The 26,454-nt window shown below is 70.4% G+C and carries 26 protein-coding genes; 9 read left to right on the top strand and 17 right to left on the bottom strand.

The window, feature by feature from the left end:
• The first annotated feature begins 124 nt into the window (after positions 1 to 124).
• Positions 125 to 1,618: a serine/threonine-protein kinase gene (locus HFP15_RS35355; protein WP_168521706.1), complete on the top strand. Its 1,494-nt coding sequence runs from the start codon at positions 125 to 127 to the stop codon at positions 1,616 to 1,618.
• A 78-nt stretch (positions 1,619 to 1,696) separates the two neighbouring features.
• A complete protein-coding gene (locus tag HFP15_RS35350; protein WP_168521704.1) occupies positions 1,697 to 2,671 on the top strand; it encodes a serine/threonine-protein kinase in 975 nt (324 codons plus the stop codon).
• Here HFP15_RS35350 and HFP15_RS35345 read toward each other — a convergent pair.
• The 5 genes from HFP15_RS35345 to HFP15_RS35325 form a co-directional block, all read right to left on the bottom strand.
• Positions 2,649 to 3,389, bottom strand: coding sequence for an ESX secretion-associated protein EspG (locus tag HFP15_RS35345; RefSeq protein ID WP_168521702.1), 741 nt, complete (start codon positions 3,387 to 3,389; stop codon positions 2,649 to 2,651). The two genes, HFP15_RS35350 and HFP15_RS35345, sit on opposite strands and share 23 nt — an antisense overlap.
• Positions 3,390 to 3,416: 27 nt before the next feature.
• Complete coding sequence (locus HFP15_RS35340) at positions 3,417 to 4,775, bottom strand: hypothetical protein (RefSeq protein ID WP_168521700.1); 1,359 nt, start codon at positions 4,773 to 4,775, stop codon at positions 3,417 to 3,419.
• On the bottom strand, positions 4,775 to 5,422 hold the full coding sequence (locus HFP15_RS35335) for a DUF3558 domain-containing protein (RefSeq protein ID WP_168521698.1): 648 nt from the start codon (positions 5,420 to 5,422) through the stop codon (positions 4,775 to 4,777). Before HFP15_RS35335 ends, HFP15_RS35340 begins: the two co-directional genes overlap by 1 nt.
• Positions 5,419 to 5,907, bottom strand: a complete 489-nt coding sequence (locus HFP15_RS35330; protein WP_168521696.1) for a hypothetical protein — start codon at positions 5,905 to 5,907, stop codon at positions 5,419 to 5,421. The genes HFP15_RS35335 and HFP15_RS35330 overlap by 4 nt, the downstream gene beginning before the upstream one ends.
• 73 nt (positions 5,908 to 5,980) lie before the next feature.
• Positions 5,981 to 6,880, bottom strand: a complete 900-nt coding sequence (locus HFP15_RS35325) for a LysR family transcriptional regulator (RefSeq protein WP_168521694.1) — start codon at positions 6,878 to 6,880, stop codon at positions 5,981 to 5,983.
• Between the two features lie 82 nt (positions 6,881 to 6,962).
• Here HFP15_RS35325 and HFP15_RS35320 point away from each other — a divergent pair, with 82 nt between their 5' ends.
• Complete coding sequence (locus tag HFP15_RS35320; protein WP_168521691.1) at positions 6,963 to 7,868, top strand: DMT family transporter; 906 nt, start codon at positions 6,963 to 6,965, stop codon at positions 7,866 to 7,868.
• Here HFP15_RS35320 and HFP15_RS35315 read toward each other — a convergent pair.
• Together HFP15_RS35315 and HFP15_RS35310 are read right to left on the bottom strand one after the other, a co-directional pair.
• Complete coding sequence (locus HFP15_RS35315) at positions 7,848 to 8,507, bottom strand: response regulator (RefSeq protein WP_168521689.1); 660 nt, start codon at positions 8,505 to 8,507, stop codon at positions 7,848 to 7,850. The two genes, HFP15_RS35320 and HFP15_RS35315, sit on opposite strands and share 21 nt — an antisense overlap.
• On the bottom strand, positions 8,504 to 9,832 hold the full coding sequence (locus HFP15_RS35310; protein WP_168521687.1) for an ATP-binding protein: 1,329 nt from the start codon (positions 9,830 to 9,832) through the stop codon (positions 8,504 to 8,506). The genes HFP15_RS35315 and HFP15_RS35310 overlap by 4 nt, the downstream gene beginning before the upstream one ends.
• Before the next feature lie 115 nt (positions 9,833 to 9,947).
• On the opposite strand from HFP15_RS35310, the gene HFP15_RS35305 reads away from it, so the two are divergent.
• Positions 9,948 to 11,171 (top strand): PspC domain-containing protein, encoded by a 1,224-nt coding sequence (locus tag HFP15_RS35305; protein WP_246272331.1) that lies wholly within the window; start codon positions 9,948 to 9,950, stop codon positions 11,169 to 11,171.
• Positions 11,164 to 11,403 (top strand): hypothetical protein, encoded by a 240-nt coding sequence (locus tag HFP15_RS35300; RefSeq protein ID WP_168521683.1) that lies wholly within the window; start codon positions 11,164 to 11,166, stop codon positions 11,401 to 11,403. Before HFP15_RS35305 ends, HFP15_RS35300 begins: the two co-directional genes overlap by 8 nt.
• Before the next feature lie 55 nt (positions 11,404 to 11,458).
• Here the strand turns inward: HFP15_RS35300 and HFP15_RS35295 are convergent, their stop codons facing one another.
• Positions 11,459 to 11,986, bottom strand: a complete 528-nt coding sequence (locus tag HFP15_RS35295; protein ID WP_168521681.1) for a DinB family protein — start codon at positions 11,984 to 11,986, stop codon at positions 11,459 to 11,461.
• A 95-nt stretch (positions 11,987 to 12,081) separates the two neighbouring features.
• Here HFP15_RS35295 and HFP15_RS35290 point away from each other — a divergent pair, with 95 nt between their 5' ends.
• Positions 12,082 to 13,044: a helix-turn-helix transcriptional regulator gene (locus tag HFP15_RS35290; protein WP_168521679.1), complete on the top strand. Its 963-nt coding sequence runs from the start codon at positions 12,082 to 12,084 to the stop codon at positions 13,042 to 13,044.
• Here the strand turns inward: HFP15_RS35290 and HFP15_RS35285 are convergent.
• Both HFP15_RS35285 and guaA read right to left on the bottom strand, forming a co-directional pair.
• Positions 13,034 to 13,819, bottom strand: coding sequence for an E3 ubiquitin ligase family protein (locus tag HFP15_RS35285; RefSeq protein ID WP_168521677.1), 786 nt, complete (start codon positions 13,817 to 13,819; stop codon positions 13,034 to 13,036). The genes HFP15_RS35290 and HFP15_RS35285 overlap by 11 nt on opposite strands.
• Positions 13,820 to 13,843: 24 nt before the next feature.
• Complete coding sequence (gene guaA / locus HFP15_RS35280) at positions 13,844 to 15,388, bottom strand: glutamine-hydrolyzing GMP synthase (RefSeq protein WP_168521675.1); 1,545 nt, start codon at positions 15,386 to 15,388, stop codon at positions 13,844 to 13,846.
• A gap of 102 nt (positions 15,389 to 15,490) precedes the next feature.
• On the opposite strand from guaA, the gene HFP15_RS35275 reads away from it, so the two are divergent.
• Complete coding sequence (locus HFP15_RS35275) at positions 15,491 to 16,936, top strand: aldehyde dehydrogenase family protein (RefSeq protein WP_168521673.1); 1,446 nt, start codon at positions 15,491 to 15,493, stop codon at positions 16,934 to 16,936.
• Here the strand turns inward: HFP15_RS35275 and HFP15_RS35270 are convergent.
• A complete protein-coding gene (locus HFP15_RS35270) occupies positions 16,917 to 17,507 on the bottom strand; it encodes a TetR/AcrR family transcriptional regulator (RefSeq protein WP_168521671.1) in 591 nt (196 codons plus the stop codon). The two genes, HFP15_RS35275 and HFP15_RS35270, sit on opposite strands and share 20 nt — an antisense overlap.
• Before the next feature lie 99 nt (positions 17,508 to 17,606).
• Here HFP15_RS35270 and HFP15_RS35265 point away from each other — a divergent pair, with 99 nt between their 5' ends.
• Positions 17,607 to 19,133, top strand: a complete 1,527-nt coding sequence (locus HFP15_RS35265) for an MFS transporter (protein WP_168521669.1) — start codon at positions 17,607 to 17,609, stop codon at positions 19,131 to 19,133.
• Here HFP15_RS35265 and HFP15_RS35260 read toward each other — a convergent pair.
• From HFP15_RS35260 to guaB, 3 genes are read right to left on the bottom strand one after another with little or no spacing between them, the layout of a single operon-like run.
• On the bottom strand, positions 19,116 to 20,825 hold the full coding sequence (locus HFP15_RS35260; RefSeq protein WP_168521667.1) for a GMC family oxidoreductase: 1,710 nt from the start codon (positions 20,823 to 20,825) through the stop codon (positions 19,116 to 19,118). The two genes, HFP15_RS35265 and HFP15_RS35260, sit on opposite strands and share 18 nt — an antisense overlap.
• Positions 20,826 to 20,881: 56 nt before the next feature.
• Entirely contained in the window at positions 20,882 to 22,012 is a 1,131-nt protein-coding gene (locus HFP15_RS35255; protein ID WP_168521665.1) for a GuaB3 family IMP dehydrogenase-related protein, read from the bottom strand.
• 33 nt (positions 22,013 to 22,045) lie between these two features.
• Positions 22,046 to 23,548, bottom strand: coding sequence for an IMP dehydrogenase (gene guaB, locus HFP15_RS35250; RefSeq protein ID WP_168521663.1), 1,503 nt, complete (start codon positions 23,546 to 23,548; stop codon positions 22,046 to 22,048).
• Positions 23,549 to 23,630: 82 nt separating this feature from the next.
• Between guaB and HFP15_RS35245 the strand changes: the two genes are divergently transcribed.
• Positions 23,631 to 24,026: a DUF5319 domain-containing protein gene (locus HFP15_RS35245; RefSeq protein ID WP_168521661.1), complete on the top strand. Its 396-nt coding sequence runs from the start codon at positions 23,631 to 23,633 to the stop codon at positions 24,024 to 24,026.
• 59 nt (positions 24,027 to 24,085) lie between these two features.
• Here HFP15_RS35245 and HFP15_RS35240 read toward each other — a convergent pair whose 3' ends face one another.
• The 3 genes from HFP15_RS35240 to HFP15_RS35230 form a co-directional block, all read right to left on the bottom strand.
• Positions 24,086 to 25,036 carry an anti-sigma-D factor RsdA gene (locus HFP15_RS35240; protein ID WP_168521659.1) on the bottom strand — a complete coding sequence of 317 codons (951 nt, stop codon included), beginning with the start codon at positions 25,034 to 25,036 and terminating at the stop codon, positions 24,086 to 24,088.
• Positions 25,037 to 25,609, bottom strand: a complete 573-nt coding sequence (locus HFP15_RS35235) for a sigma-70 family RNA polymerase sigma factor (protein WP_168521722.1) — start codon at positions 25,607 to 25,609, stop codon at positions 25,037 to 25,039. It lies immediately after the preceding gene.
• Between the two features lie 217 nt (positions 25,610 to 25,826).
• Positions 25,827 to 26,423, bottom strand: coding sequence for a response regulator transcription factor (locus HFP15_RS35230; RefSeq protein ID WP_168521657.1), 597 nt, complete (start codon positions 26,421 to 26,423; stop codon positions 25,827 to 25,829).
• Positions 26,424 to 26,454 lie beyond the last annotated feature (31 nt).

Here is a 26,454-nt window from a genome sequence, read left to right as displayed (position 1 = left end):
TGAGCGCCCTAGCCTTGACGCGAGTTGGTCTCGGTAGAAGCGGCCCACGGGCCCGCGATATGTGCATAAGCTCCGGGCGCGCGGTACGGTGCCGCGCTCTGAAAGCAGCCCAGAAGGAGGTCGCGTGAGCGACGAGGGTCGCCTGGTCGCCGGCCGGTACCGCATCGAACGGCGTATCGGCAGCGGCGCCATGGGCGCGGTGTGGCAGGCGCACGACGAGGTGCTCGCGCGCACGGTCGCGATCAAGCAGTTGCTGCTGCAGCCGGGACTCGACCAGCACGACGCCGAGGACGCGAAGCAGCGCACCATGCGCGAGGGCCGGATCGCCGCCCGGCTGCACCATCCCAACGCGATCTCCGTCTTCGACGTGGTCACCGACGACAACGGGCATCCGTGCCTGGTCATGGAATACCTGCCGTCGACGAGCCTCGCGGAAATGCTGCGCGAGCGGAAGACGCTGCCGCCGAGGGATGTGGCGCGAATCGGCGCGCAGATCGCGTCGGCGCTCAAAGAGGCGCACGCGGTCGGCATCGTGCACCGCGACATCAAGCCGGGCAACATCCTGCTCGGGGACACCGGCGTCGTGAAGATCACCGACTTCGGCATCTCGCGCGCGAAGGACGACGTCACGGTCACCAAGACCGGGATGATCGCCGGTACTCCCGCCTACCTGGCTCCCGAGGTCGCGGTCGGTGGCGATCCCGGTCCCGAGTCGGACGTGTTCTCCCTCGGCTCGACGCTGTACGCGGCCTGCGAGGGCCAGCCGCCGTTCGGCCTGTCCGAGAACACGCTGAGCCTGCTGCACGCGGTCGCCGCGGGGCAGATCAACCCGCCGCGCCAGTCCGGTCCGCTGGCCAGTGTGCTCGCGGTCATGCTGCACCCCGAGGTGCAGCACCGGCCCACCGCCGAAGAGGCGGAGGACCTGCTCGACGCGGTCGCCCGTGGCGAGACCCCGCTGGGCGGCCCCACGGACGAGACGCAGATCGCGCCCTCCGGCGGCGCGCTGGGCGCGGCCGCCGCGGGTGCGGCAGGCGGCGCGGCTCTCGGTGCGGGCGCGACGCGTGCGTTCAGCGGCAACCTCGGCAACGCGGACAACTTCTACGACGACTACGACGAGTACGACGACCCGTACGCGCCGACCTCCGCCTATCCGACCGAGGACTACGACGGCGCCACCAGGGTCGCTCCCGCCGCCTACGAAGAGGGTGCTCCGCCGCCCGCCGGCGCGGCCGGCGAGGAAGAGGAGCCGAAGGGCAAGTGGAAGGTGCCCGCCGCGATCGGCGCTGTCGTCGTCGCCGGGCTGGTCGCGCTGGGCTTCTGGCTGTTCAGCAGCCCGAACACCGGTACGAGCAACATCACGGACAACAGCCCGATCGCGCCGCCCCCGGCACCGAGCTCGTCGTTGACGACCACCGAGGCGCCCAGTTCGTCGGTGGAGTCCTCGACCCGGTCGACGCGGTCGAGTACGCCGAAGCGGTCCAGTTCGGCCGCGGACACGAGCACACCGCAGGAGACGTCGAGCTCCTCCAAGCCTCCGTCGACGAGCCAGTCACCGATATCGCGGTCGTCGAACCCGAACACGAACACCGGAACGGCGAGCGCCACCCCCACGCCGTAACGCTTCACCCTGCACCAAGGCGATAGCCCAGTAGGGTGGAAGCCGAGAATCTGACCGTCGGCGCGACGAAAGGTTGCTGTGGGTACTGAGGGCGCACTCGTCGGCGGCCGGTACCGGTTGGACCAGCCGATCGGCCGGGGCAGAGCCGGAATCGTGTGGCTTGCCTACGACACACTCCTGCACCGCACCGTGGCGACCAAACGGATGTACGTCCAGCCCGGACTCGACGGCGCGCACAACGAGCAGGCCGTCGCCGCCGCGACGCAGGAGGGCCGTGCGGCCACCCGCGTACTGCACAACTGCGCGATCACCGTGTACGACGTGGTGCGGGACGGGCCGGACGCGTGGCTGGTGATGGAGTTCGTGCCCTCGCGCAACATGGCGGACTTCCTGGGCGAGCACGGCACGCTCACCCCGGAACAGACGGCGTTCCTCGGCATCCAGCTCGCCTCGGCGCTCGCCGCCGCGCACCGGGCCGGGATCCTGCACCGAGGACTCGAACCACGCAACGTCCTGCTCGCCGACGACGGCGGGGTCAAGGTCACCGACATCGGCATCACCGGGCCCGGCCCGAATCCGGCGTTCCGGCCCCCGGAGGTCGCGGGCGGCGCGCCGCCGGACCATGCCGCGGACGTCTTCGCGCTCGGCGGGACGCTGTATCAGGCGGTCGAGGGGGTGCCGCCGTTCGGCGAGCACGGGACCGGCCCGCTACGGCAGCCGCAGCGGGCCGGTCAGCTCACCGGTGCGCTGCTGAAGATGCTGCGCGAGGACCCGCTGAACCGGCCGACGCTGAACGACAGCATCACCGCGTTCCAGGCGATCACGCAGGGCAGGCAGACCGCGTTCATCCCGCCGACCGCGCCCGCGTTGCCGACGGTGCCCGTCGTGCGGCCGATCCCGCTGCCCGCTCAGCAACAGCCGATGCCGCCGCAGCGGCCGGCTGTGGTGGCGACGCTGTCGCCGACGCGGATCCGTCAGATCATCCTGGCGACCCTCGCGGTGTTCGTGGCGGCCGCGATCGGCATCGGCGTTACGCAGCTGTTCTTCCTCTGAGGGTGCCGATGAGGTGTTCGCGGGTGCCGGGCAGGAAGTGAACCTTCGGTTCCTCGCGAGGTGCCTGGGAAACGAACGTGATCACTCGCCCCTCCCCGGAGATGTCCAGGACGGTCGCCGGCGCGCCTGATCCGGCGTAGAGCTGGTGCATGCCGAGTCTCGGCGCGGCCATGAGCTTGCGAGGGCGCTCGGCCGGGTCGCGATCCGGCTCCTTGGTGGGCATGGAGAACTCGTACTGCTCGCTGCGCACCGGGCCGTCCGGACGGTAGCGCGATTTCGGCAGGGCGATCGGGTCCAGGCGCGCGGGTGGCATCGCGGGCAGTGTCTCGATCAGGGACTCGAGCGCGGCCTCGGCGGGCACCGGATCGATGCGGACCATGTCGTCCGCGCACACGGCGCGGACCGCGACCGGGCCCAGTGTCGCCACGACGGCCGTGCCTGTGCGGTCGTTGTAGATGTCGCCGACGTAGGCGCTGAAGCGGTAGCCGCGGGCGAGGGTGGCCAGGGTGTCACGGAACTCGTGCGTCACCGTGCCGCCCGCGGCGAGACCCGCTGCGGCCAGCACGTCCAGCGTCTGGTCCTCGAACTGGCGCTTCATCTCGCCGGACAGCCAGTAGTTGTTCTGGCCGAGCGCGGTCGGCGGCTGCTCCCGGAACTCCCATTCCCAGGCCTGCCGGAACGCCGCCGCCGGCAGCAGAACGGTGCGTTGAACAGGCACCGGTGTCTCCCCCTGACTCGTGGGCCGCTAGAGCCCGATGACCGGTGGGGCGGTCTTCTCGTCCGTCCCGAAGATGCCTTCCGGATCCTCTTCGACCAGCCACGAAGGACGCTGGTGCTCCTCGTCGTCGCCGCCCTGGCCCTTGCCGCCATGGCCCATTCCCCCCATCCCGCTGGCGCCGCCGCGGCCCGCGGCCCCGGCCGCGCCCGCCCTGGACGCCGCGCCCGCCGCGCCGGCCTCGGCCGCGACTCCGCCGGTGGCCTTGCCGCCGGTCAGCGCGCCACTGCCGGTCGAGCCGCCCGAGCCGGAACCGGAGCCGTAGGCGCCACCGCTTCCGCCCGCAGCGCCCCCGCCGCCGATCGGGCCGAATGCCCCGCCGCCGCCGAGACCGCCGGACGTGTAGTCGGCTCCGCCGCTGCTGCCCGGGCCGAAGCTGCTGCCGAACGTGCTCGGGGTGTAGCTCGAGCCGGTGGTGCCGGGTGTGGTGTACCCGGCCGAGTGGGTCGTGTCGTCGAGGGAACCGGAGGTCCTGCCGGTGTCGCCGGGGTAGTAGGTCGGAATGCCGGTGCTGCCGACGGGGCTGTCGGTCCTGCCGGTCTGGCCGGTCGACTGTTTGGGCACGTTCGTGCCGGTCGTGCCGACGCTGCTGGTGCGCTGGTTGTTGGTGCCCGTGATGTTCTCGGTGCCGTTCGGGTTGCCGGGCCCGGGGCCGGGCTTGTCCGGCGGGAGGTTCGGCTGCTGGATCTCGAAGTTGCCGCCGCCGAGGTTGGTGACCTGGCCGTAGTCGGTCTTCAGTTGCGGGGCGTTGGCCTGCGAGCTTTGGGCGTAGGTGTTGTACGCCTGGAGGTTCTCCTGCACCTTGGCGTTGTTCGCGTTGATCGCGTTCTCGGTGTCGGTGTCCCACGGCGTGACCGTGTCCCAGAAGCTTTTCTGCGGCGGGTTGTCGGTGACGTCGGAGTGCAGCGAGTTCTTCAGGTTCGTGAACGAGTCGATCTGGCTGGTGATGACGCCGGCGTTGGTGACCATCGCCTGGGACGAGTTGGCGACGGGCACCGTTGCGGCCTGCAGCTTCTCGCGGGCGGCGTCGGCACCCCCGCCGGTCCACGCGGACTCGAGCGTAGTCATGTGCCTGCGGGTGTCGGTCTCGATCTGGTTCTGGGTCTGCGCCTTGGCGGAGTTCTCCTGGCGCTCGCCCTCGAGCCCCTCGGGGCCGGCGCCGGAGGTGATCATCTTGACCAGCGCCTCGGGCGACATGGTCGCCTGTCCCGCGATGGTCTCGGTGCCGCCGAAGAGCTTGGTCAGTGCCTTGCCGCCCTCGATGGCGGCGGTGACAGCGGGCCCACCGAGCACCTCGGCGGTGCCCTCGATCAAACCCCAGACACTCATCAGGCTCTGCCCTTCAGGTTCGTGAGCACTGTGTTGGCCACGTCCTTGGCACCTTCACAGGAGTCGACGCCACGCTTGCGGGCGTTGTCACCGAGGGTGAGACCGACGGCGAACACGAGATCGTCTCGGATGCCGACCGTCACGTCGCACCTACCGGTGATGCTCTGATCTTCACCTTTGAACGTGCCAGCCACTGCGGGGTAGCCCTGCAGGGTCGTCGGCTCCCAGCGTCCAGACTTTGGCTTGAGGTTGCGGTAGATGACGTTCATTCCGCCACCGATCTTGGTCTCGTAGTAGACGCCGATCTGACCGCTGACGCCGTCCGCACTGAACCAGGTGCACGCCGGGCCCGTGTCGAAGTCGTCTTGCCGATCCGGAGCCTTGGGCGACCCGATGAAGCTCACTACCTGCTCGGTGGTCAAAGCGCTGTCACAGGGACTGCCGTCGAGCGCCGTGGCGGGCAGCGGCGTCTGTACCTGCGGTACGTCTGCCGCGCCCGTCCCCGACGACGGGGCCGCGCCGCTACTCGCCTGCATGGCCCCGGTTGTTGGAGACGGCGTGCCTCCGACCTTGCCACCGGCACACGCCGTCAGCAGTCCCGCGCTGGCGCACACCAGAGCGAAAAAAACGCCGAATCGCCTGGTCACGAGTACTTGCCTCCCCCTGCGGCCTGCTGCACCGCGCCGCCCGCCAGTACGTCCGACTCCGTTGTGAGCCCAAGAGCCTTCGACAGCTTATCGACCAGTTCGTTGTACATAGCGAGCTGTTGCTGCAGGTATTGGTTCCGGCCGTCCCTGGAGGTCTGAGCTGCGTTTGTGAACATCGTGCTGGCCTGGTCGCTTGCGGGAGGCGTCAGCGAATCCCCCGTACGGTTGCCCTGTACCTGCTGGATACACAGCTCCCTGGTCTGCTTCACCTGCGTCAGAAACGCCGTCATCTCGTCGCGGTCCATCATGATGCCGCCGGACGACAACGGGCTCGCCGTGGTGCCGGTCGCGCCCTTCGCGACGTCGGTGCCGACGTCCGTCCACGAAACGAGGCCACCGCCTGCCGCGGCGCCGGCCTTCGCGCCCTGCGCCACCGCCGCGACGCCGTCCGACACGGCGAAGTTGATGCCGTCGAAGAAGCCCATCCTTACCCTCCCCAGCTCCTGCACCGAGGGTAATAGGTCGCTCGCCGCCATGGGGGCGATTCACGACAAAACGTCAGGCCGCGACCGGCGCCGCGCTGCGCAGGGACTCGAGCAGGCATTCGACGGCGGGCTGGTCACGCACCCGCGCCGCGACGGCCGCGTGGATGTGGCGCACCGGTTCCGGGTTGCGCAGGCGCTTGATCACCACGCCCGGGTGCGGCGAACCGAGCCCCAGCACGGGCACCAGGCTGACCCCCAGCCCGGCGGCGACGAACCCCTGCGCCGTCTGATAGTCCTCACACTCCATCACGAAGTTCGGCGCGAAACCGGCCGCCCCGCACGCTGCCATGATCACCTCGCGGCACGGGCCCGGCACACCTTCGTTGCCCACCCACGGCTCCTCGGCCAGATCGGCCAGCTCGAGCACGCGCTTACGGGCCAGCGGATGCGCACGCGGCAGCGCGACACGATAGGGATCATCCAGCAGCGGCACGAGATCGACCGTCTTCGACCGCCATTCCCGCGCCCACACGATGACCGACACGTCCAGCTCGCCCGCCTCGATCAGCGGCACCGAATCGTGCGGCTCCAGCAGCTTCAAATCCAGCCGCACCCCGGGGAACTCACGCCGCAGCCTGGCCACGGCCGGCGGCACGAGCGCGGCACCCGCCGTGGCGAAGTAGCGGATCACCAGCCGCCCGGTCCGCCCCGCCTTCAGATCGGCCAGCTCGGCCTCCGCCTTCGACAGCTGCGTGGCCAGCACCTCGGCGTGCTGGGACAACAGCGCCCCGGCGGGCGTCGGCCGCACCCCGCGCCCCACTCGTTCCAGCAGCGCGGCCCCGGCTTCCCGTTCCAGCGCCGCCAGTTGCTGGCTGATCGCGGACGGCGTGTAGCCCAGGTTCCGGGCCGCCGCGGAGATCGATCCGCTGCTGATCACCGCGCGCAGTACCTGCAGTCGCCGGACGTCGAGCATGTGCCGAGCTTACAGTTTTACTGAAAGGTGTGTGTAGTTTAATTCGCTTGTTCTAAAGGAACCGCGGCGGCAATCTGGCCTCGTGGGCGAAACGAGAACACTGCTGCGGCTGGGCGCGCTGGCGCTGATGTGGGGATCGAGCTTTCTGTGGATCAAGCTGGCACTGGCCGCCTTCACCCCGGTCCAGCTCGTGCTGGGGCGCCTGGTGCTGGGCGCACTCGTACTCGTCGCACTGTGTTACGCGCAGCGCCGGAAACTGCCCTCGGATCGTCGCGTCTGGCTGCACCTCACGGTCGCGGCGCTGTTCCACAACGCGGGGCCGTTCCTGCTCTTCGCGGTGGGCGAGCAGACCGTCAGCTCCGGCCTCACCGGCGTGCTCAACTCGACCACTCCACTGTGGACGGTGCTGGCGGTGGCCGCGTTCGGTATCGACCGCACGTTCTCCGTTCCGCGCGTCGCGGGCCTGGCGACCGGGTTCGCCGGAGTACTGCTGATCTTCGCGCCGTGGCAGGCGAACGGGCTGGTGAGCTGGGGCGCCTTCGCATGCGTCGCGGCCGCGATGAGCTACGGCTTCGTGTTCGCCTACGAGAACAAGTACCTCTCCGGCACCGGGACGTCCCCCTTCGCGCTCGCGGGCGCGCAGATGATGGCCGCGACCGGTTTCATCCTGCTCGCGATGCCCGCGGGCGGGATCGCACCGGTGCACCTGTCCGCGACCGCCGTCGTGGCCCTGGTGATCCTCGGCGTGTTCTCCACCGGCTTGGGGTTCATGCTGAACTACCGCCTGCTCGCGACCGAGGGCGCGGTGGCGACGTCCATGGTCGGCTACCTGATGCCGGTCGTCTCCGTACTGCTGGGCACCGTGTTCCTGCACGAGGAACTCAACCCGCGCGTGCTGGCGGGCATGGTGGTCGTGCTCGCCGGGGTCGCGCTCACCCGGGTCCGGCGGCGCGCCGTGGTGCTCACCTCAGACAAGGCGGCGGTCTGAGGCCCATCGCGAGAGCTCGTAGCGGTTCGACAGCTGGGTCTTGCGCAGCACGCTCGACACATGCGTCTCGACGGTCTTCACCGAGATGAACAGCTCCGACGCGATCTCCTTGTACGCATAACCCCGCGCGAGCAGCCGCAGCACGTCCCGCTCGCGCGGGGTCAGCAGGTCCAGCTCGGGGTCACTGATCGGCGCGGAGCCCGGCCGGTCGGCGAACGCGTCCAGCACGAACCCGGCCAGCCGCGGCGAGAACACGGCGTCCCCGTCGGCGACCCGGACGATGGCGCGCACCAGCTCCTTCGAGGAGATCGTCTTCGTGACATAGCCGCGGGCGCCGGCCCGGATCACGGCGATGACGTCCTCGGCGGCGTCGGACACCGACAGCGCCAGGAACACGACGTCCGGCAGCTCGGGCCGCACCCGCCGCAGCACCTCGGCACCGCCACCGTCGGGCATGTGCACGTCGAGCAGCACCACCTGCGGTTTGGTGCGGGCGATACCGGCCACGGCCTCGGCGACCGAACCGGCCTCGCCGACCACCCGCACCTCGTCGGTGATCGAGTCCAGTTCCGTGCGTACCCCGGCACGGAACAGCGCGTGGTCATCGACGAGGAAAACGGTCACCGGCGTGTCGCTCACGCTGCCCCCTTGGTCTTGATCGGCATCTCCAGCTGCACCTCGGTGCCCTCTCCCGGCGCGGTGCGCAGCCGGACCGTACCGCCGTTGCGCTCCATCCTGCCCCGGATCGAGTCGGCGAGGCCATGCCGGTCTTCGGACACGTCGTCGGGGTCGAAGCCCTTGCCGCGGTCGCGGACGAACACGGTGACCGTCGTCGGCTCGACCTCGGCGTAGACGCTGACCTCTTCGATTCCGGAATGCTTGGCGGCGTTGACGATCGCCTCGCGGGCGGCCTGCACGAGCGCGATCAACGGCTCGTCCAGCTCGACGTCGCCGACCACGACCTGCGAGACGCTGATGGCGAAGGCGTCCTCCACCTCGCCGCACGCGGCGGCCACCGCGGTGGAGAGCTTGCCCGAGGCGACCTCTTCCTTCACCCCGCCGTACCCGGCCGGGCCGTACAGCCAGCCGCGCAGCTCGCGTTCCTGGCCGCGGGCCAGGCGCGCGACCTCCTTCGGCATGTCCGACTGCTTCTGGATCAGCGCCAGCGTCTGCAGCACCGAATCGTGCAGGTGCGCGGCGATCTCCGCGCGTTCCTCGGTGCGGATCCTGGCGCGGCGCTCGTCGCCGAGATCGCGGACCATGCGCAGCCAGAACGGCACGGTCAGCACCGCGACCCCGACCAGCGTGGCGACCACCGCGATCAGCGCGAACTGCACCTGGTCGAAACTGCCGCTGCGCAGCACCACGACACCGATGCCGGTAGCGACGAGCGCGACGCCCGCGAGAACACGCACGGTCGCCGACCAGCCGCCGCCCCCGAGCACGACGCCCGCGACCCCGGACTTCGCGCCGCTGCGCCAGCGCCGCCGCTGGGACTCGTCGGCCTCGCGCCACACCACCGCGGCACCGACCAGCGCCACCGCGAGCGGCAACGCGACCCAGCCCTTGATGGCCCCGGTGACCGTGCTGCCCGCGACGGCGAGCCCGATGCCCAGCACCAGCAGCGCCATCGCCTGCTGGCGTTCCTTCGGCGAGGCCTGCTTCGCCGTGTCCTCCTGTGCCTTCTGCGGCACGAACACCCACAGCAGGCCGTACGCGAGCAGGCCCGCGCCGCCGAACGCGGCGAGCACCGCGAAGGCGGCACGCACCCACAGCACGCGCACGCCGAGGTGTTCGGCGATCCCGGCGGCGACGCCGGCCAGCGCGCGGTCCCCGCGGTGCCGGTACAGCTTGGGCGGTCCCTCGGGCTCGGCGAGCGCCCGCGACGCCTGCCCGGTGACGGGCGTGGCGCGCGGGATCCGCGTGACGGCCCGCTCGCGGGCCTCTTCCTGCACGTTTTCCATCGTTTCCTCATGGTCACACGCACGCAAGCGGGATTCATCAGGGAAAGACCCTGATCGTGAATATCGGGGAAGGTCCCGGATGTGCCGGGACGGGCGGTGCCGGATGCTCGATGCCATGAGTGGTGCAGCGGATACGACGAAGCCCCAGGGAATGGGTGGCTTCGAGGAAACTCTCAAGGATTTCTGGGTCAGCAGACCACGGCGGCCGTTGAGCGGGCGCAAGGTGGCCGGCGTCGCGGCCGGTATCGGCAACCGGTACGGCATCGATCCGGTACTCGTACGGGTGGCGTTCGTCGCCGCGACGGTGTTCGGCGGGGTCGGGCTGTCGGTGTACCTGCTGTGCTGGCTGTTCTTCGCCCGGGTCGACGACGAGGTGTCGCCGGTGGAGGCGCTGTTCGGCCGGGGCCGCAGCTCGATGCCGAAGGCCGGCACGATCATCGGGCTGATCGCGCTGTTCCCGTTGAGCGGCTGGGTGTTCGGCAACGGCTGGTTCGACGGGGGCGCGATCATCGGGCTCGCCCTGCTGGTGACGGCGATCTACCTGTTGCACCGCAGCCGCGGCCACGAGAACCGTCCGATCGCGACGACCCCGGCCGCCACGACGTTCGCGATGGCCGCCCCGGCCGCGCAGACCGACGATCCGCTGGGCGCCGCGCCGTTGGCGTGGGATCTGCCCGATCCGGAGCCGGTCGTGTCCGCGCCTCCGCCCGTGCGGCCGCCGCGGGCGCCGAGGCGCAAGTCCAAGATCGGCATCGCGGTGTTCGGCATCGCGCTGCTCGTGGCCGGAACCGGGTTCGCGCTCGGTACCACCGGCGAGACCTGGTTCTCGGCGCAGCACATCATCGGACTCGTGCTCGGCGTGCTCGGGATCGGCATGGTGGCGGGCGCGTTCGCCGGCGGCGGCCGTGGCCTGATCTGGCTGGCCGTGCCGCTGTCGGTCGCGGGCGTGGCATTGACGACGGTGCCGGTCGAGAGCTATGCGGGCGGTTTCGGGGACATCAACGCCACCCCCGCGACCGTCGCGGAGGTGCAGCCGGTGTACGCGCACACCGCGGGCGACATCCATCTGGATCTGACCCGGCTGCCCGCGGACGCGGTGGTGGGCACCAGGATCCACAGCGGCGCCGGCACGACCACGGTGATGGTGCCCTCGAACGCGGACGTGACCTACACCTGCCACGTGCGAGCGGGCAACGTCGACTGCTTCGGACAGGCCACCGACGGTCTGCGGCGGCCCGCCGTGTCCGGCACGGACAACGGCACCGACGGGCCGGGCGGGCCACGAATCCAGCTGGACATCGAACAGGGAGCGGGAACCGTAGAGGTGCATCGTGGCTGAGCAGAACCCTTACGGGTACGACGAAACGACCGAGCTCCAGCCGCGGCGGCGCGGGGTGGACATCTTCACCCTCATCGTCGGGATCGCCACCCTGTTCGTGTCGGCCTACGTACTCAGCGACGGCGTGAGCTGGCTGCCCTCCGTGGACTGGCGCTGGGTGCTCGCGGGCGGTGCGGTGCTCATCGGGGTGCTGATGCTCGGCGCGTCGCTACGCGGCGGCAGGCGCGACTGACCGAACGACGACGAGAAGACCTCCGGTCACCACTCACCGGAGGTCTTCTCTTTTTTCAGCCCATCGTCTTCGCGCCGTCAAGGGACTCTCTGACGATGTCGGCGTGCCCGGCGTGCTGGGAGGTCTCCGCGATGATGTGCATGAGCACCCGGCGCGCCGACCACTCCGCGTCCGGCTGGAACCAGGGCGCCTTCGGCAGCGGGTGCGTCGCCCCGAGGTCGGGCAGGGTGGCGACGATTTCGTCGGTGCGGGCGGCCACCTTGGCGTACTCGGCCAGCACGCCCTCCAGCGTCTCCCCCGGCAGCATCCGGAACTCGTCGGCACGCTTCTGGAAGTCCGCCTCGGTCATCTTCGTGAAGTCCTGCATCGCCGAGGGGCCTTCCAGGATGAAGTCCACCCAGCCCCGCTCGACCGACGTCACGTGCTTGATCAACCCGCCGAGGCACAGCTCGCTGACCGTGGTGCGCCGCCCGGCCTGCTCGTCGGTCAGGTCCCGGGTGGTGAAGCGCAGGAAGTACCGCTGCTGGGCGAGCACCGCCAGCAGGTCGGCGCGCTCATCGGTGGCGGTCGCGGTGTCGCTCATGGTGTTTCGCCTTCCTTCTCTCGATGGGGTCTGCAGACCACGCTAGAACGTATAGCGGTCACTTTCTGACCTGAATGTGCGAGAGAATCGAGAACATGGCGAACACGAGCAGCCGGACGCTGCGGCTGCTGTCCCTGCTGCAGACCCACCGGTACTGGCCGGGCGTCGAGCTGGCCGACCGGCTCGGCGTCTCGGTGCGCACCCTGCGCAGGGACATCGACCGGCTGCGCGAGCTGGGTTATCCGGTGGAGGCGCAGCGCGGCGCCGACGGTGGCTACCAGCTCGCGGCCGGTGCGGCGCTGCCTCCGCTCGTGGTCGACGACGAGGAGGCGGTGGCGCTGGCCGTGGGCCTGCAGACCGCGACGCAGGGCGCGGTGGAAGGGATCGCCGAATCCTCGGTGCGGGTGCTGGCCAAGTTGGTGCAGGTGATGCCGGCCCGGTTGCGGCGCCGGGTCGACGCGCTGCGTGCGATGACGGTGCCCGCGGTCTGGGGCGGACCGGCGAGAGCGGGCATCGATCCGGACGTGCTCACGACGCTCGCACTGGCCTGCCGGGACAGCGAACGCGTCCGCTTCGGCTACACCGCCGCGAGCGGCGAGCGCACCGAGCGGCACGCCGAACCGCACCGGCTGGTCTCGCTCGGGTACCGCTGGTATCTCGTCGCCTACGACCTGGCCCGGCACGACTGGCGCAACTTCCGGGTCGACCGGCTCGCCGAACCGGCCGGCACGGGCGCCCGGTTCCGGGCTCGGGAGCTGCCCGCCGAGGACGCCGCCGCGTTCGTCCGCGCGGCACTGGACACCGTGGCACATCCCTACCAGGTGGAGGCACTGGTCGAGGCCCCGGCGGCGGACGTGCGGGCACGGATCGGCCGGTGGAGCACGGTCGAGGAGACCGGCACCGGAAGCTGCCGCGTGCGGATGACGGCCGATTCGCTGGAATGGCCCGCGATGGCGCTCGGCACGACCGGTGCCGAGTTCACGGTGCTCGGCCCGCCGGAACTGCGCGCTCTGGCGCGGGACTGGGGCGGCCGCTTCACCAGGTCCGTCAGCGGATGATGCCCACCACGACGAGCGCGAGCCCGGCGAAGAAGGCCACCAGCACGCCGATCGAGAGCAGCTTGTGGCGCCGCGTACGGTCCGCGCGCAGCTGCTCCTCGCTCTTGGCCGAGATGATGAAGTGCCCCTTCTCCTGGGGCTTCGCGATCACGAGCGGGCCGATGATGTCGTGCACCTCGCCCAGGATGTACAGCGGTGTGCCAGGCCGGATGAGCCACTCCTTGTAGTGGAAGCCGATCGTCGAATTCTGGTTGCCGGCAAGGAATCCCGGCAGCCGGATGCCGAAGAGCTCGAAGGACTGGTCCCCGCCCTGGTACGGCTCGAACCGGTCGACGCTCTGCTCGACGCCTTCCGGTTTGGTGCCGTCCGGGGCGACACCGATCGTGCGGCCGTCCTGGTCGATCAGCGCGTAGCCCTCGTTCGACGTGTGGTCGGCGACCTTCTCCTTGCGCTTGGAGTAGCGCCGCCGCCCGTCGCGGTACTCGACGTGTTCGTACTCGCGCTCGATCCGGTAGCGGTACCAGACACACGGGGTCTTGCTGATCTCCGCCGTCAGCAGGCCCTCCGGCCGCTGGTGCGCGGCGCCGACCACCTCGGCGGTCTTGCGGAATCCGCCGCGGGCGCCCAGTTCGTCGGAGATCCGCCGCAGATCCTCCAGTTCGGGGATCGGCAGCGTCTCCGTGCCGATCATCGCGTGCAGCTCACGCTTGGTCGACTGCATGTAGGTGAACCCGGCTCCCGCCAGCACGATCAGCAGGATTCCGAACAGCCACATGCGCTACCCCCAGTGTCGCGTCGATCATTCCCACTCGATGGTGCCCGGTGGCTTGCTGGTCACGTCCAGCACCACCCGGTTGACCTCGCTCACCTCGTTGGTGATGCGCGTCGAGATGCGCTCGAGCACGTCGTAGGGTAGCCGCGTCCAGTCCGCCGTCATGGCGTCTTCGCTGGAGACGGGCCGTAGCACCACGGGATGCCCGTAGGTACGGCCGTCACCCTGCACACCCACGCTGCGCACGTCCGCGAGCAGCACCACCGGGCACTGCCAGATGTCGCGGTCCAGCCCGGCCGAGGTCAGCTCCTCGCGGGCGATCGCGTCGGCGGCGCGCAGGGTTTCCAGCCGGTCGTGCGTGACCTCGCCGATGATCCGGATGCCGAGGCCGGGGCCGGGGAACGGCTGGCGGTGCACGATCGTCTCGGGCAGCCCCAGTTCCAGGCCGACCCGGCGCACCTCGTCCTTGAACAGCAGACGCAGCGGCTCGACCAGTTCGAACTGCAGGTCCTCGGGAAGGCCGCCCACGTTGTGATGGCTCTTGATGTTGGACGCGCCGGCACCGCCGCCGGACTCCACGACGTCCGGGTAGAGCGTGCCCTGCACCAGGAACCGGTAGTCGCCCTTCGCCTTGAGGTCACGTTCGGCCTGCTCGAACACGCGGATGAACTCACGGCCGATGATCTTGCGCTTCTGCTCGGGGTCGGTGACCCCGGCGAGCGCGTCGAGGAAGCGCTCCCGCGCGTCGACGGTGACGAGGTTGACGCCGGTCGCGGCGACGAAGTCCCGCTCCACCTGCGCCCGCTCGCCGGCACGCAGCAGACCGTGGTCGACGAACACACAGGTCAGCCGGTCACCGATCGCGCGCTGCACGAGCGCCGCCGCGACGGCGGAGTCCACCCCGCCGGACAGGCCGCAGATGGCCCTGCCGTCGCCGATCTGCGTACGGATCCTGCCGATCTGCTCGTCCACAATGGACGCGGTCGTCCATTCCGGACGGATGCCGGCGATGTCGCGCAGGAAACGGCGCAGCACCTCCTGGCCGTGCGGCGAGTGCAGCACCTCGGGGTGGTACTGCACGCCCGCGTAGCGCTCGTCCGGGTTTTCGTAGGCGGCAACGGGAGTGCGCTCCGACGAGGCGGTCACCGCGGCGCCGGGCGGCGCCTTGGTGACGCTGTCGCCGTGGCTCATCCACACCTGGTGCCGCGCGGGCAGTTCGCGGTGCAGGATGCCGCCGTCCGAGGCCACCGCGACCTCGGTGCGGCCGTACTCGCGCGAACCCGTCGCCTCGACCGTGCCCCCGAGTGCCTGCGCGAGGACCTGGAAGCCGTAGCAGATGCCGAAGATCGGCACGCCCTGCTTGGCGAGCTCGGGATCCATCCCGGGGGCATCGGGCGAGTACGCGCTCGCCGGCCCACCCGAAAGGATGATCGCGGCCGGTTTCTTGGCCATGATCTCGTCGACCGTCGCGGTGTGCGGCACCACCTCGGAGTACACCTGGACCTCGCGAACCCGGCGTGCGATCAGCTGCGCATACTGCGCACCGAAGTCCACCACGATGACCGGACCCACCGGCGCCTCCTCGGGACGTAAATCTGTACCCCTATCGTCCCAGGTGAGCTGCGCCACCCGGCCCCCGGCCCGACAGGGCGTGCGTGGCCTTACCGTTTACCCATGGACACCATCACCCCGGAGCCCCGGGCCGCGTGGATCGCCGGCAGGCCGGAGCAGGGCGAGGACACGCTGTTGGTCACCCATCCCTTCGACGGCAGCGAGGTCGCCACCGTCGCCGTGCCCTCCGCCGAGCAGGTCGACCGCGCGGTCGCCGCCGCCGTCGCGGTGGCGCCGGAGTTCCGCCGCTCCCCCGCGCACGTCCGCGCCGCCGCGCTGGACCACGTGTCGCGCGGGCTGGCCGAGCGGGCCGAGGAGCTGGCGGAGGTGATCACGGCCGAGAACGGCAAGCCGTTCAAATGGGCCGAGGCCGAGGTGAAGCGCGCGATCTCGGTGTTCCGGATCGCGGCCGAGGAGGCGCGGCGGTTCACCGGCGAGTTGCAGCGGCTGGACACCGACGCCGGCGGCGAGGGCAGGCTGGCGGTGGTGCGGCGGGTGCCGCGCGGGCCGGTGCTGGGCATCGCGCCGTTCAACTTCCCGCTGAACCTGGTGGCGCACAAGGTCGCGCCCGCGCTCGCGGTGGGCGCGCCGATCATCGTCAAGCCCGCGCCGCGCACGCCGTTGTCGTCGCTGATCCTCGGCGAGATCCTCGCCGAGACAGACCTGCCGGAGGGCGCGTTCTCGGTGCTGCCGCTGGGCAACGAGGACACCGCCGAGCTCGTCGCCGACCCCCGGCTGCCGGTCGTGTCGTTCACCGGGTCCGGCCCCGTGGGCTGGTCGCTGGCCGAGGCCGCGCCGCGCAAGCACGTCGTGCTGGAACTGGGCGGCAACGCGGCCGCGGTCGTGCTCGGCGACTGGCCGGACCTGGCGGGCGCGGCCGCCCGCATCGCCACGTTCGGCAACTACCAGGCGGGGCAGTCCTGCATCTCGGTGCAGCGTGTCATCGTGGAACGTTCGGTGGCCGACGAGTTCCTGCCCGCGCTGGCCGACGCCGTGCGCGCCCAGCGCACCGGCGACCCGTACGACACGACGGTCGACGTGGGTCCGGTCGTGGACGAGGCCGCGGCGAAGCGGATCGTCGAGTGGATCGACGAGGCCGTCGCGGGCGGCGCGAAGGTGCTCACCGGCGGCTCCCGCGACGGCGCGACCGTTGAGCCGACGCTGCTTTCCGACGTGCCCGCCGACGCCAAGGCGTGGGCCGAGGAGATCTTCGGGCCGGTGCTCGCGGTGTCCGTTGTGGACAGTTCGGACGAGGCCTTCGAGGCGGTCAACGCCTCCGCGTACGGCCTGCAGGCCGGCGTGTTCACCCGCGACGTGCGGCTGGCTTTCCGCGCCTCGGCCGAACTCGAGGTCGGCGGAGTCATCGTCGGCGACGTGCCCTCCTACCGCGCGGACCAGATGCCCTACGGCGGCGTGAAGGGCTCTGGCATCGGCCGCGAAGGCGTGCTGGCCGCGATGAACGACCTGACCGAGGAGAAGGTCACGGTTTTCACCGGGATCGAGCTGTAGCCGCGAGGAACTCGTCGACCAGCCGGGTGCAGAACTCGCGGTCGTTGGGCCGCCCGGTGACGAGCGCGTTGAACACCAGCGGCCCGATCAGCCGCGCCAGCGCCAGGTCGATCTCGCGTTCGGAATCCGAGAGGCATTCCGTCAGCACCGGGTCGAACGGGCGCCGGTAGTTGTCGATGATGTGCTGGCGAAGCGCGTCGAGCCGAGTGCGCTCCCCGGCCGAGGGCGTCTCGGCGGAGTAGCCGCTGGCCGCCATCCAGGTCACCGCGGCCATCGCGGGCACGTGCGCGATCTGGTCGGCCTGGTCGAGCACGAGCTGGAGCAGCCGGTCGCGGGCGGGCAGCGCGGGGTCGGGTTCCGGCAGCGGCGGCAGCAGTTCCCGGAACGCGGCCGCCAGCAGTTCGGTGTTGTTCCGGAAATGCCGGTACAGCGTGGACCGAGCGACGCCGCTGCGCGCGGTGACCGCCTCGATCGTCACCCGCTGCACTCCGCCTTCGGACAGCAGTTCGACGGCGGCGGACAGGATCGCCGCGCGCGATCGGTCCAGCCGTGGATCGCGCTGTGTCTTCATGCGACCGATTCTTCCTCATCGCTCACGACGACCAGCTTTCAGAACTACTGGTCCTGCTACGATACCGATGGTTTCGTTTCCCGTCCGGAACGAGGTGCCATGCAGGTTTCCGTCCTGGCGTCCGAGGCGCCCCCGCTGTCCGGTGGCCGTCGCGCGTGGACGGTCGGCGTCATGTGCACCTCGGTCGGGCTGGTCATGGCGATGGTCACGATCATCAACATCGCGCTGCCGTCGATGGCCTCGGAAACCGGTGTCACGCAGGCACAACAGGCCTGGATCGTGGACGTGTACACCCTGGTGCTGGCCGCGCTCGTGTTGCCGGCCGGAGCGCTCGGCGACCGGTACGGCCGCCGCGGCGTGCTGATCATCGGGCTGGCGATCTTCGCGGTCAGTTGCGCGACGCCGCTGTTCGCCGACTCGGCGGGCTGGCTCGTCGCGGCGCGGGGCGTGACCGGTCTCGGCGCCGCGCTGGTCCTGCCCGCGACGCTGTCGATCATCAACGCGAGCTTCCCGGAAGGTCAGCGCGGCCGGGCCGTCGGGCTGTGGGCCGGGGTCGCCGGGATCAGCGCGATGATCGGCCTGGTTCTCGCCGGGCTGCTGCTGCAGCACTTCTCGTGGCATTCGGTGTTCCTCGGCCCGGCCGTACTGTCGGCCGTGCTGGCCGTCGCCGCGCGCACCGTGCCGAGTTCGCGCGAGTACCGGCCGCACCCGTTCGACCTGCCCGGCGCCGCGCTGTCCACGCTGTCCATCGGCGCGCTCGTCTTCGGGATCCTGCGTGCCGCCGAGCACGGCTGGGGCGACGTCTTCGTCATCGCCGCGCTGGTCGCGGCCTGCGTGCTCGGCGGCTTCTTCGCCTGGGCCGAGACGCGGCGCACCGACCCGCTGCTCGACGTCCGGCTCTTCGCCAACCGCGCGTTCGCGACCGGTTCGCTGTCGATGACGTTGCAGTTCACGGCCGCCTACGGCGGAATCTTCGTCCTGGTGCAGTACCTGCAGCTGATCCTTGGCTATCAGCCGCTGAAGGCCGGACTGGCGCTGTGGCCGCTCGCGGTGACGATGCTGCCGCTGTCGGTCGTCTCCGCCACCATCGCCAAGAAGCTCGGCCTGCGCCCGCTCACCGTCGGCGGCCTGCTCGCCGTCGCGGCGGGCATGTACCTGTTCAGCGTGCTGCAGCCGGACAGCGGCTACGTCCGGTTCGCGATCGCGGCCGCCGTGCTCGGCCTCGGGCTCGGGCTGACCGCGCCCGCGAGCACCAGCGCCATTCTGGACAACGTGCCGCCGGACAAGTACGGCGTCGCCTCCGCCGTCAACGACGCCACCCGCGAAATCGGGGCGGCGCTGGGCATCGCGCTGGCGGGCAGCATCCTTTCGGCCGCCTACGGCCACGCCATCGCGCCCGCCGCGGCCGCGCTCCCCGCGCCCGTACGGGACGTGGCGAGCGGATCGCTGGCGGGCACGCTCGGCGTGGCGCAGCAGTCCGGACCGGCCGGTGCGGCACTCGCCAAGGCCGGCGAGTCCGCCTTCACCGACGGCATGTGGCCCAGCCTGCTGACACTCGCGGCGGTCGTCGCGGCCGGTGCCGTGGCGACCGTTTTCCTCGGCCCCCGCTCAGCCGACGATCGGTAGCCGCAGCGCCGCGGGCGCCTCCGCCGGAACGGCCGGGTTCTTCGGCGCCACTGGGTCCAGCCGCCGGTAACCCCTGGACTGCGCGGGACGCGGGTCGGCCTCACCCTTGTTGGGCCACAAGGAAAACGCCCGCTCCGCCTGCGCGGTAATGGTCAGCGACGGGTTCACGCCGAGGTTCGCCGTCACCGCCGTCCCGTCCACAATGGAGAGACCGGGGTAGTTGAAGACCCGGTGGTACGGGTCGATCACACCGTCCTCGGCCGACGTGCCGATCGGCGCGCCGCCGATGAAGTGCGCGGTCAGCGGGATGTTGAAGATCTCGCCCCAGGTGCCGCCCGCGACGCCGCCGATGTGCTCGGCCGTGCGCAGGTTCGCCTCGTGCCCGGCGGGGATGAACGTCGGGTTCGGCTCGCCGTGCCCCTGCTTGGACGTGTACTTCCGGCGCCCGAACAGGCCGCGTTTGGTGTACGTGGTGATCGAGTTGTCCAGGCTCTGCATCACCAGCAGGATCACGGTCCGCTCGCTCCATTTGTAGCCGTTGAGCAGCTTGAGCGATGTGATCGGCTCCTTGACCAGCGTGCGCAGCATCTGCCGCCAGCGCGGGGTGGGCAGCGAACCGTCGGTGGCCAGCGTCTGCAGCAGGCTCATCGCGTTGCTGCCCTTGCCGTAGCGCACCGGTTCGATGTGCGTGTTCTCGTCCGGATGGATGGACGAGGTGATCGCGACGCCGCGGCTGTAGTCGTGCTCCGGGTCCACCGCGGGCCGTCCCGCCCCGATGATCGCCTCGGAGTTCGTCCGGGTCAGCTCGCCGAACCGGCTCGACAACTCCGGCAGCACGCCGTTATCGCGCATCTTGTGCAGCAGCTGCTGGGTGCCCCAGGTGCCGGCGGCGAGCACGACCTGGCCCGCCGTGAGACTGCTGCGGAAGCGGCGCGAACGCTTGCCCGTCTTGTGCACGTCCACCACGAACGACCCGTCGGCCTGCGGGCGCACGGCGTCTACCGTGGTCATCGGCAGCACCTGCGCGCCGCCCTGTTCGGCGAGGTAGAGGTAGTTCTTGACCAGCGTGTTCTTGGCGCCGACCCGGCAGCCTGTCATGCAGGCGCCGCATTCGGTGCAGCCCGTGCGCCGCGGACCGGCGCCGCCGAAGAACGGGTCGTCGACGTCCTGGCCCGGCTTGTCGAAGTACACGCCGACCGGCGTCGGATGGTAGGACTCCGCGACGCCCATGTCGGCCGCGACCTTGCGCATGACCTCGTCGGAGGGCGTGACGCTCGGGTTGGTGACCACGCCGAGCATCCGGCTCGCCTGGTCGTAGTGCGGCGCGAGTTCGGACTCCCAGTCGGTGATGTGCGACCACTGCCTGTCCTGGTAGAAGGGCTTCAGCGGCCGGTAGAGCGTGTTCGCGTAGACCAGCGAGCCGCCGCCGACCCCGGAACCGGCCAGGATCATCACGTCGCGCAGCAGGTGGATGCGCTGGATACCGAAGCAGCCGAGCGCGGGAGCCCACAAGTAGTGCTTGAGGTCCCACGAGGTCTTGGCGAACTCGTCGTCGGCGTACCGGCGGCCCGCCTCCACGACGGCGACCCGGTAGCCCTTCTCCGTGAGCCGGAGGGCCGCGACGCTGCCGCCGAAGCCCGATCCGACCACGATCACGTCATAGTCAGCTGCACTGCTGTTACTCGCGGTCACACATAAAAGGGTAACGCGCGACGCAACTTCTGACCAGGAGTAAGTTACCGACGGGTTCAGGCGCGGACGGTAAGCCCCACGCGCTGGAACTCCTTGAGGTCCGAATAGCCCGTCTTCGCCATCGCCCGGCGCAGGGCGCCGAACAGGTTGACGGTGCCGTCGGCGTCCGAGGAGGGCCCGAACAGCAGCGTGTTGAGGTCCACGTCCACGTCGGACGCCGTGGCCACGCGCGAACGCGGCACCGACGGGTGCGCCGCGGCGGCGGTCCAGTACAGCCCGTGGCCCGGCGCGTCGGCGGGAGTGGCCAGCAGCGAACCCAGCATCACCGCGTCCGCGCCGCACGCGATGGCCTTCGCGATGTCGCCGGAGCAGGTCATGCCGCCGTCGGCGAGCACGTGCACGTACCGGCCGCCGGTCTCGTCGAGGTAGTCGCGGCGTGCGGCGGCCGCGTCGATGATCGCCGTCGCCATCGGCACGCCGATGCCCAGCACGCGGTCGGTGCTGGTGATGCCCGGGGTGTAGCCGTGACCGACGATCACCCCGGCCGCGCCGGTGCGCATGAGGTGCATCGCGGTGCGGTAGTCCGCGACGCCACCGGCGATGACGGGAACGTCGAGCCCGCCGATGAACTCCTTGAGATCCAGCGGATCCTTCTCCCCCGACACGTGCTCGGCGGAGATGATCGTGCCCTGCACGACGAGGATCTCGACCCCGGCCGAGATCAGCGCCGGCGTCAGCTCGGCCGCGTGCTGCGGGCTGACCCGCGCAGCGACGGTCACCCCGGCCTCGCGGACCATGCGGATCGCCTCGGTCAGCAGTTCCGGCTGGATCGGCGCCGAGTGCAGCTCCTGCAGCAGCCGCACCAGCGCGGTGTGGTCCTCGCTCTTCGCCGCGTCGCTCAGCCGCCGCATGGCGTCCTCGACGTTCGAATGACGTGCCCACAGGCCCTCGGCGTTGAGCACGCCGAGGCCGCCCAGCTTGCCGATCTCCACCGCCCTCGCCGGGGAGACGATCGCGTCCGTCGGGTGCGTGACCAGCGGCAGGTCGAACCGGTAGGCGTCGATCTGCCACGCGGTCGACACGACCGCCGAAGACCGCGTCCGGCGCGACGGGACGATCTCCACGTCGTCGAGGTCATACGCCCGGCGAGCCTCGCGGCCCATGCCGATCTCGACCAGATCCCGCACGTGCGGATCCCTTCTCGTTGTGGACGGCCCGCGTCAGCGGGACGTGTAGTTGGGGGCCTCGACGGTCATCGTGACGTCGTGCGGGTGGCTCTCCTTCAAGCCCGCGGCGGTGATCCGCACGAGCTGCGCCTGCTGCAACCGCACGATCGTCTCCGCACCCGCGTAGCCCATCCCGGACCGCAGGCCGCCGACGAGCTGGTGTACGACGTTGACCAGCGGGCCGCGGAACGGGATCCGGCCCTCGATGCCCTCGGGCACCAGCTTGTCCTCGGAGAGCACGTCGTCCTGCGCGTAGCGGTCCTTGGAGTAGGACTTGCGGCCGTCACGCGAGGCCATCGCACCCAGCGAGCCCATGCCACGATAGGTCTTGAACTGCTTGCCGTTGACCAGGATCAGATCGCCCGGCGATTCGGCGGTGCCGGCGAGCAGGCTGCCCAGCATCACGCTCGACGCGCCCGCCGTGATGGCCTTGGCGATGTCGCCGGAGTACTGGATGCCACCGTCACCGATCACCGGGACACCGGCGGGACGGCAGGCCTTGTCCGCCTCGTAGATCGCCGAGATCTGCGGCACACCGACCCCGGCCACGATCCGGGTGGTGCAGATCGAGCCCGGGCCGACACCGACCTTGACCGCGTCCGCGCCCGCGTCGACCAGCGCCTGCGCACCGGCCTTGGTGGCGACGTTGCCGCCGACCACGTCCACGGTGTCGCCCAGTTCCTTCTTGAGCGTGGCGACCATGTCGACCACGGCACGCGAATGCCCGTGCGCGGTGTCGACCATCAGCACGTCCACGCCCGCGTCGGCCAGTGCCATGGCCCGCTGGTGCCCGGCCTCGCCGACCCCGACGGCGGCGCCGACCAGCAGCCTGCCGTCCGGGTCCTTGGTGGCGCTCGGGTACTGCTCGGTCTTGACGAAGTCCTTGACCGTGATCAGGCCGCGCAGCTTGTCCGCGCCGTCCACGATCGGCAGCTTCTCGATCTTGTGCCGGCGCAGCAGGCCCAGCGCCGCGTCCGCGGTGACCCCCACCTGCGCGGTGATCAGCGGCTGCCTGGTCATGACCTCGCTGACCGGGCGGCTGTGGTCCAGTTCGAACCGCATGTCGCGGTTGGTGATGATGCCGACGAGCTTGCCGGACGCGTCGGTCACCGGGAGGCCGGAGATGCGGAACCGGGCGCACTTCGCGTCGACCTCGGCGAGCGTGTCGTCCGGCGAGCAGGTGACCGGGTCGGTGACCATGCCCGCCTCGGAGCGCTTGACCACCTCGACGGCGGCCGCCTGCTCATCGACCGGCATGTTGCGGTGCAGTACGCCCATTCCGCCGTGGCGCGCCATCGCGATGGCCATCCTGGCCTCGGTGACCGTGTCCATCGCGGCCGAGACGAGCGGCACGCGCAGCGTCACGTTGCGGGAAAGCCGGGTGCTGGTGTCCACGGCACTGGGCACCACGTCCGATTCGGCGGGCAGCAACAGCACGTCATCGAAGGTCAGGCCCAGCATCGCGAACTTGTCAGAGGTGGAGAACTCGCTCGTCATGGCTGGTCGCTGACCTTCCTCGGCATGTCGGTGAACCTTTTAACGATGGTATCTGGACAGCGCACCACCCCCGCCCGGTACCGTGCGACGCGTGCCGCACGATGTGTTGCCCCCCGATCCGTTCGCAGACGACCCCGACGACCCGGCCGCGGGACTCGCCGATTTCGGCGATGACCTGGAGGAACCGCTCGACGCGCAGGCACGCGCCGAGCTGCTCGCCGACCTGTCGGACCTGGCCGTCTACCAGGCGTTGCTGGAGCCCCGTGGGGTGCGCGGGATCGTGGTCGACTGCGGTGAATGTGACCAACCGCATTACCACGACTGGCATCTGCTGCGCTCGAGCCTGGAGCAGCTGCTCGCCGACGGCCGGATGCGGCCGCACGAGCCCGCCTACGACCCGGACCCGGCGAACTACGTCAGCTGGGAGTACTGCCGGGGGTTCGCCGACGGCGTGACCACGACGGAGAGCGCTTACTGACCGACCACGAAGAAGGCCCGGCCGGATTTTTCCGGCCGGGCCTTTTCGTGTCTTCGGGGTCAGTTACCGGTCGTCCCGGCCGGCGCCTGACCGCCGGCACCGGTGTTCGCGGTGCCCGTGTCGTAACGGATCGTGCTGCCCGAGCCGCTGCCCGCCGCACTGGCCGTGCTGCTGCTCGTGGTCGGCGGCGTCGACGAGGTGCTCGACGTGGGCGGCGACGGCGAGGTGGTGGACGGCAGTGGTGTCGACGAGGTCGGCGGCACGACCGGCGGCTGCGAGGGCGTGACCGACGAGGACGACAGCACCGACGAGGACGGCGGTGTGGTGGTGCTCGACGACGGCGGCGACGAGCTCGGGTCGTGCAGCATCGCCGACAGCTGCTTGTGCTCGAGCATCAGCTGGTCCAGGTTGTCCTCCGCGGACACCTGGGTGAGCTTGGCCGCGGCCTCGGACAGCGCCTTCTGCGCCTCGGCGATGCGGCCCTGCGACAGGGCGATGCTCGCCTGCTGCAGATCGGTGCGGGCCGCGGAGGCGGCCTCGACCGAACGCGCGTGGTCGGCGTAGAGCACCTTGGTCAGGCCCCACAGCGTGTCGCCGGGCTGAGCGTCGCGCGCGGCCACGCTGGTGCCGGTGAACGCGATGGCCAGCACCGCGGCGGCCGCCGCGACCGGCACGAGCAGCCGAAGCCTGCGCGGCCGCTGCTTGTGCCGCTGCGCCATGGCCGCCGCCTTGACCGTGGTCACCGCGGTGTCGGTGTCCACCAGCTCGGCCAGCGGCTCGCTGTCGATGTCGCGGCGCCAGGCGAGCAGCAGGGCGTTGAGCTCCTGGTCGCCGAAGCCGTCCGCGATCTGCGGGTCGGAACCACCGAGGGCGTCGAGCAGGGCGTCGTCGGCGTGCACCGCCGACAGATCCGCCTCGAACGCCGCCTGCGACGAACTCATCGTGTCGTCGTAGGTCAGCTCACCCTGCGGCTCGCGTCTACCCTCGTCCCGGGGGTCGTGGTCGGTCACTCAGGCCACCTCCTCGGACGCCAGCGCCTTGCGGAGCCGCGCGAGAGCACGATGTTGCGCGACCCGGACGGCGCCGGGAGTCGAACCGACCGCGTCCGCGGTCTCCTCAGCGGAAAGCCCCACGACCACTCGAAGCACCACGATCTCGCGTTGTTTGTCCGGCAACACCTGGAGCAACTGGGCCATGCGCTCGTTGAGCTCTCCCTGCAGCGCGCGCTGCTCAGGGCCGACATCCCCTTCGATCTCGTCGGGGATCTCGGCCACCGGCTCGGCCCGGTTGCGGGCGGCGGCACGGTGCGCGTCAGCCACTTTGTGCTGGGCGATGCCGTACACGAAAGCCAGGAACGGGCGTCCTTGGTCACGGTACGAAGGCAGGGCCGTGAGCACCGCGAGACACACCTCCTGAGCTACGTCGTCGGCCGAAGCGAACGAACGCTCCTGCCTGCCAACCCTGGCGCGGCAGTACCGCACCACTAAAGGACGGATGGCAGCCAGCAGCCGCTCGACCGCCTGAGGATCCCCCTCGACAGCGGCGGCGACTGACTCGTCCAGTCCGTCCCCCACATTGGCCATCGCAGACAACAGTCCCAGCGTTACGTGTAGGCGTACAAAATGACGGCGCGCGGCATTCCGCATCCCTCGCACCGGTGATGTCACCGTACCGCTCGGGTCCGACGTCGTAGTGCACGGTCTCGTCCAGCACGCCCTGCTGGTTGAAGACGCGCACAAACCGTCAGATGGAGATATTCAAGTGTTCAACGAAGGGTTGAGTGTAGCGAGACCGGGGTGGTCAGGAAACCAGCCCGCGCCGGAAGCCGTGCGCGACCGCCTGAGCACGGTCACGGACCCCGAGCTTGCGGAACAGCCGCCGCGCGTGGGTCTTCACGGTGTCCTCGGACAGGTACAGCTCGCGACCGATCTGGCCGTTGCTCTTGCCCTGGCTCATGCCCCGCAGCACCTGCAGCTCGCGCTCGGTGAGCTGGACCCCGGGGTCGGCGGGCTGACGCGGTGCGGGCACCGAGGTGCTGGCCAGCGTGTGCGCCAGTGCGGCGACGAGTTCGGGCCGGGAGGCGTCCCAGCGCAGATATCCGCGAGCGCCGCCTGCGATGGCCGCGGCGATGCTGCTCGCATCGTCGGGAGCGCCGAAAACGATGACGTTAGCCGTGGGATTGGCGGACACCAGCCGCCGAGTCGCCTCCACCCCGGCCGGCATCGCGCGCTGGGTGCCGACGAGGACGACGTCCACCGGCTGCCGCGAGTACCTGGCCAGCAACTCGTCACCGTGCGCTACGCAGTCGATGCGACTGACGCCGGGAACAGCAGACATCACGCGAGTGAGCCCTTCGCGGACACTGCGTCGGTCGTCGCAGATCAAGACCGTAGTCACAGGGTTTCCTTCCTGCAGCCGGGTGACATTC

It is taken from the genome of Amycolatopsis acididurans (assembly GCF_012328925.1).
Lineage (GTDB): Bacteria > Actinomycetota > Actinomycetes > Mycobacteriales > Pseudonocardiaceae > Amycolatopsis_E > Amycolatopsis_E acididurans.
Note: the sequence above shows the minus strand (reverse complement) of the source record. Positions and strands in the feature narration are given on the sequence as shown.

Coding starts and splice junctions, on each gene's coding strand:
- HFP15_RS35340 (WP_168521700.1), bottom strand. CDS start 4,775: ATGAGTGTCTGGGGTTTGATCGAGGGCACCGCCGAGGTGCTCGGTGGG.
- HFP15_RS35330 (WP_168521696.1), bottom strand. CDS start 5,907: ATGGGCTTCTTCGACGGCATCAACTTCGCCGTGTCGGACGGCGTCGCG.
- HFP15_RS35325 (WP_168521694.1), bottom strand. CDS start 6,880: ATGCTCGACGTCCGGCGACTGCAGGTACTGCGCGCGGTGATCAGCAGC.
- HFP15_RS35310 (WP_168521687.1), bottom strand. CDS start 9,832: ATGGAAAACGTGCAGGAAGAGGCCCGCGAGCGGGCCGTCACGCGGATC.
- HFP15_RS35305 (WP_246272331.1), top strand. CDS start 9,948: ATGAGTGGTGCAGCGGATACGACGAAGCCCCAGGGAATGGGTGGCTTC.
- HFP15_RS35295 (WP_168521681.1), bottom strand. CDS start 11,986: ATGAGCGACACCGCGACCGCCACCGATGAGCGCGCCGACCTGCTGGCG.
- HFP15_RS35290 (WP_168521679.1), top strand. CDS start 12,082: ATGGCGAACACGAGCAGCCGGACGCTGCGGCTGCTGTCCCTGCTGCAG.
- HFP15_RS35285 (WP_168521677.1), bottom strand. CDS start 13,819: ATGTGGCTGTTCGGAATCCTGCTGATCGTGCTGGCGGGAGCCGGGTTC.
- HFP15_RS35275 (WP_168521673.1), top strand. CDS start 15,491: ATGGACACCATCACCCCGGAGCCCCGGGCCGCGTGGATCGCCGGCAGG.
- HFP15_RS35270 (WP_168521671.1), bottom strand. CDS start 17,507: ATGAAGACACAGCGCGATCCACGGCTGGACCGATCGCGCGCGGCGATC.
- HFP15_RS35265 (WP_168521669.1), top strand. CDS start 17,607: ATGCAGGTTTCCGTCCTGGCGTCCGAGGCGCCCCCGCTGTCCGGTGGC.
- guaB (WP_168521663.1), bottom strand. CDS start 23,548: ATGACGAGCGAGTTCTCCACCTCTGACAAGTTCGCGATGCTGGGCCTG.
- HFP15_RS35235 (WP_168521722.1), bottom strand. CDS start 25,609: ATGGCCAATGTGGGGGACGGACTGGACGAGTCAGTCGCCGCCGCTGTC.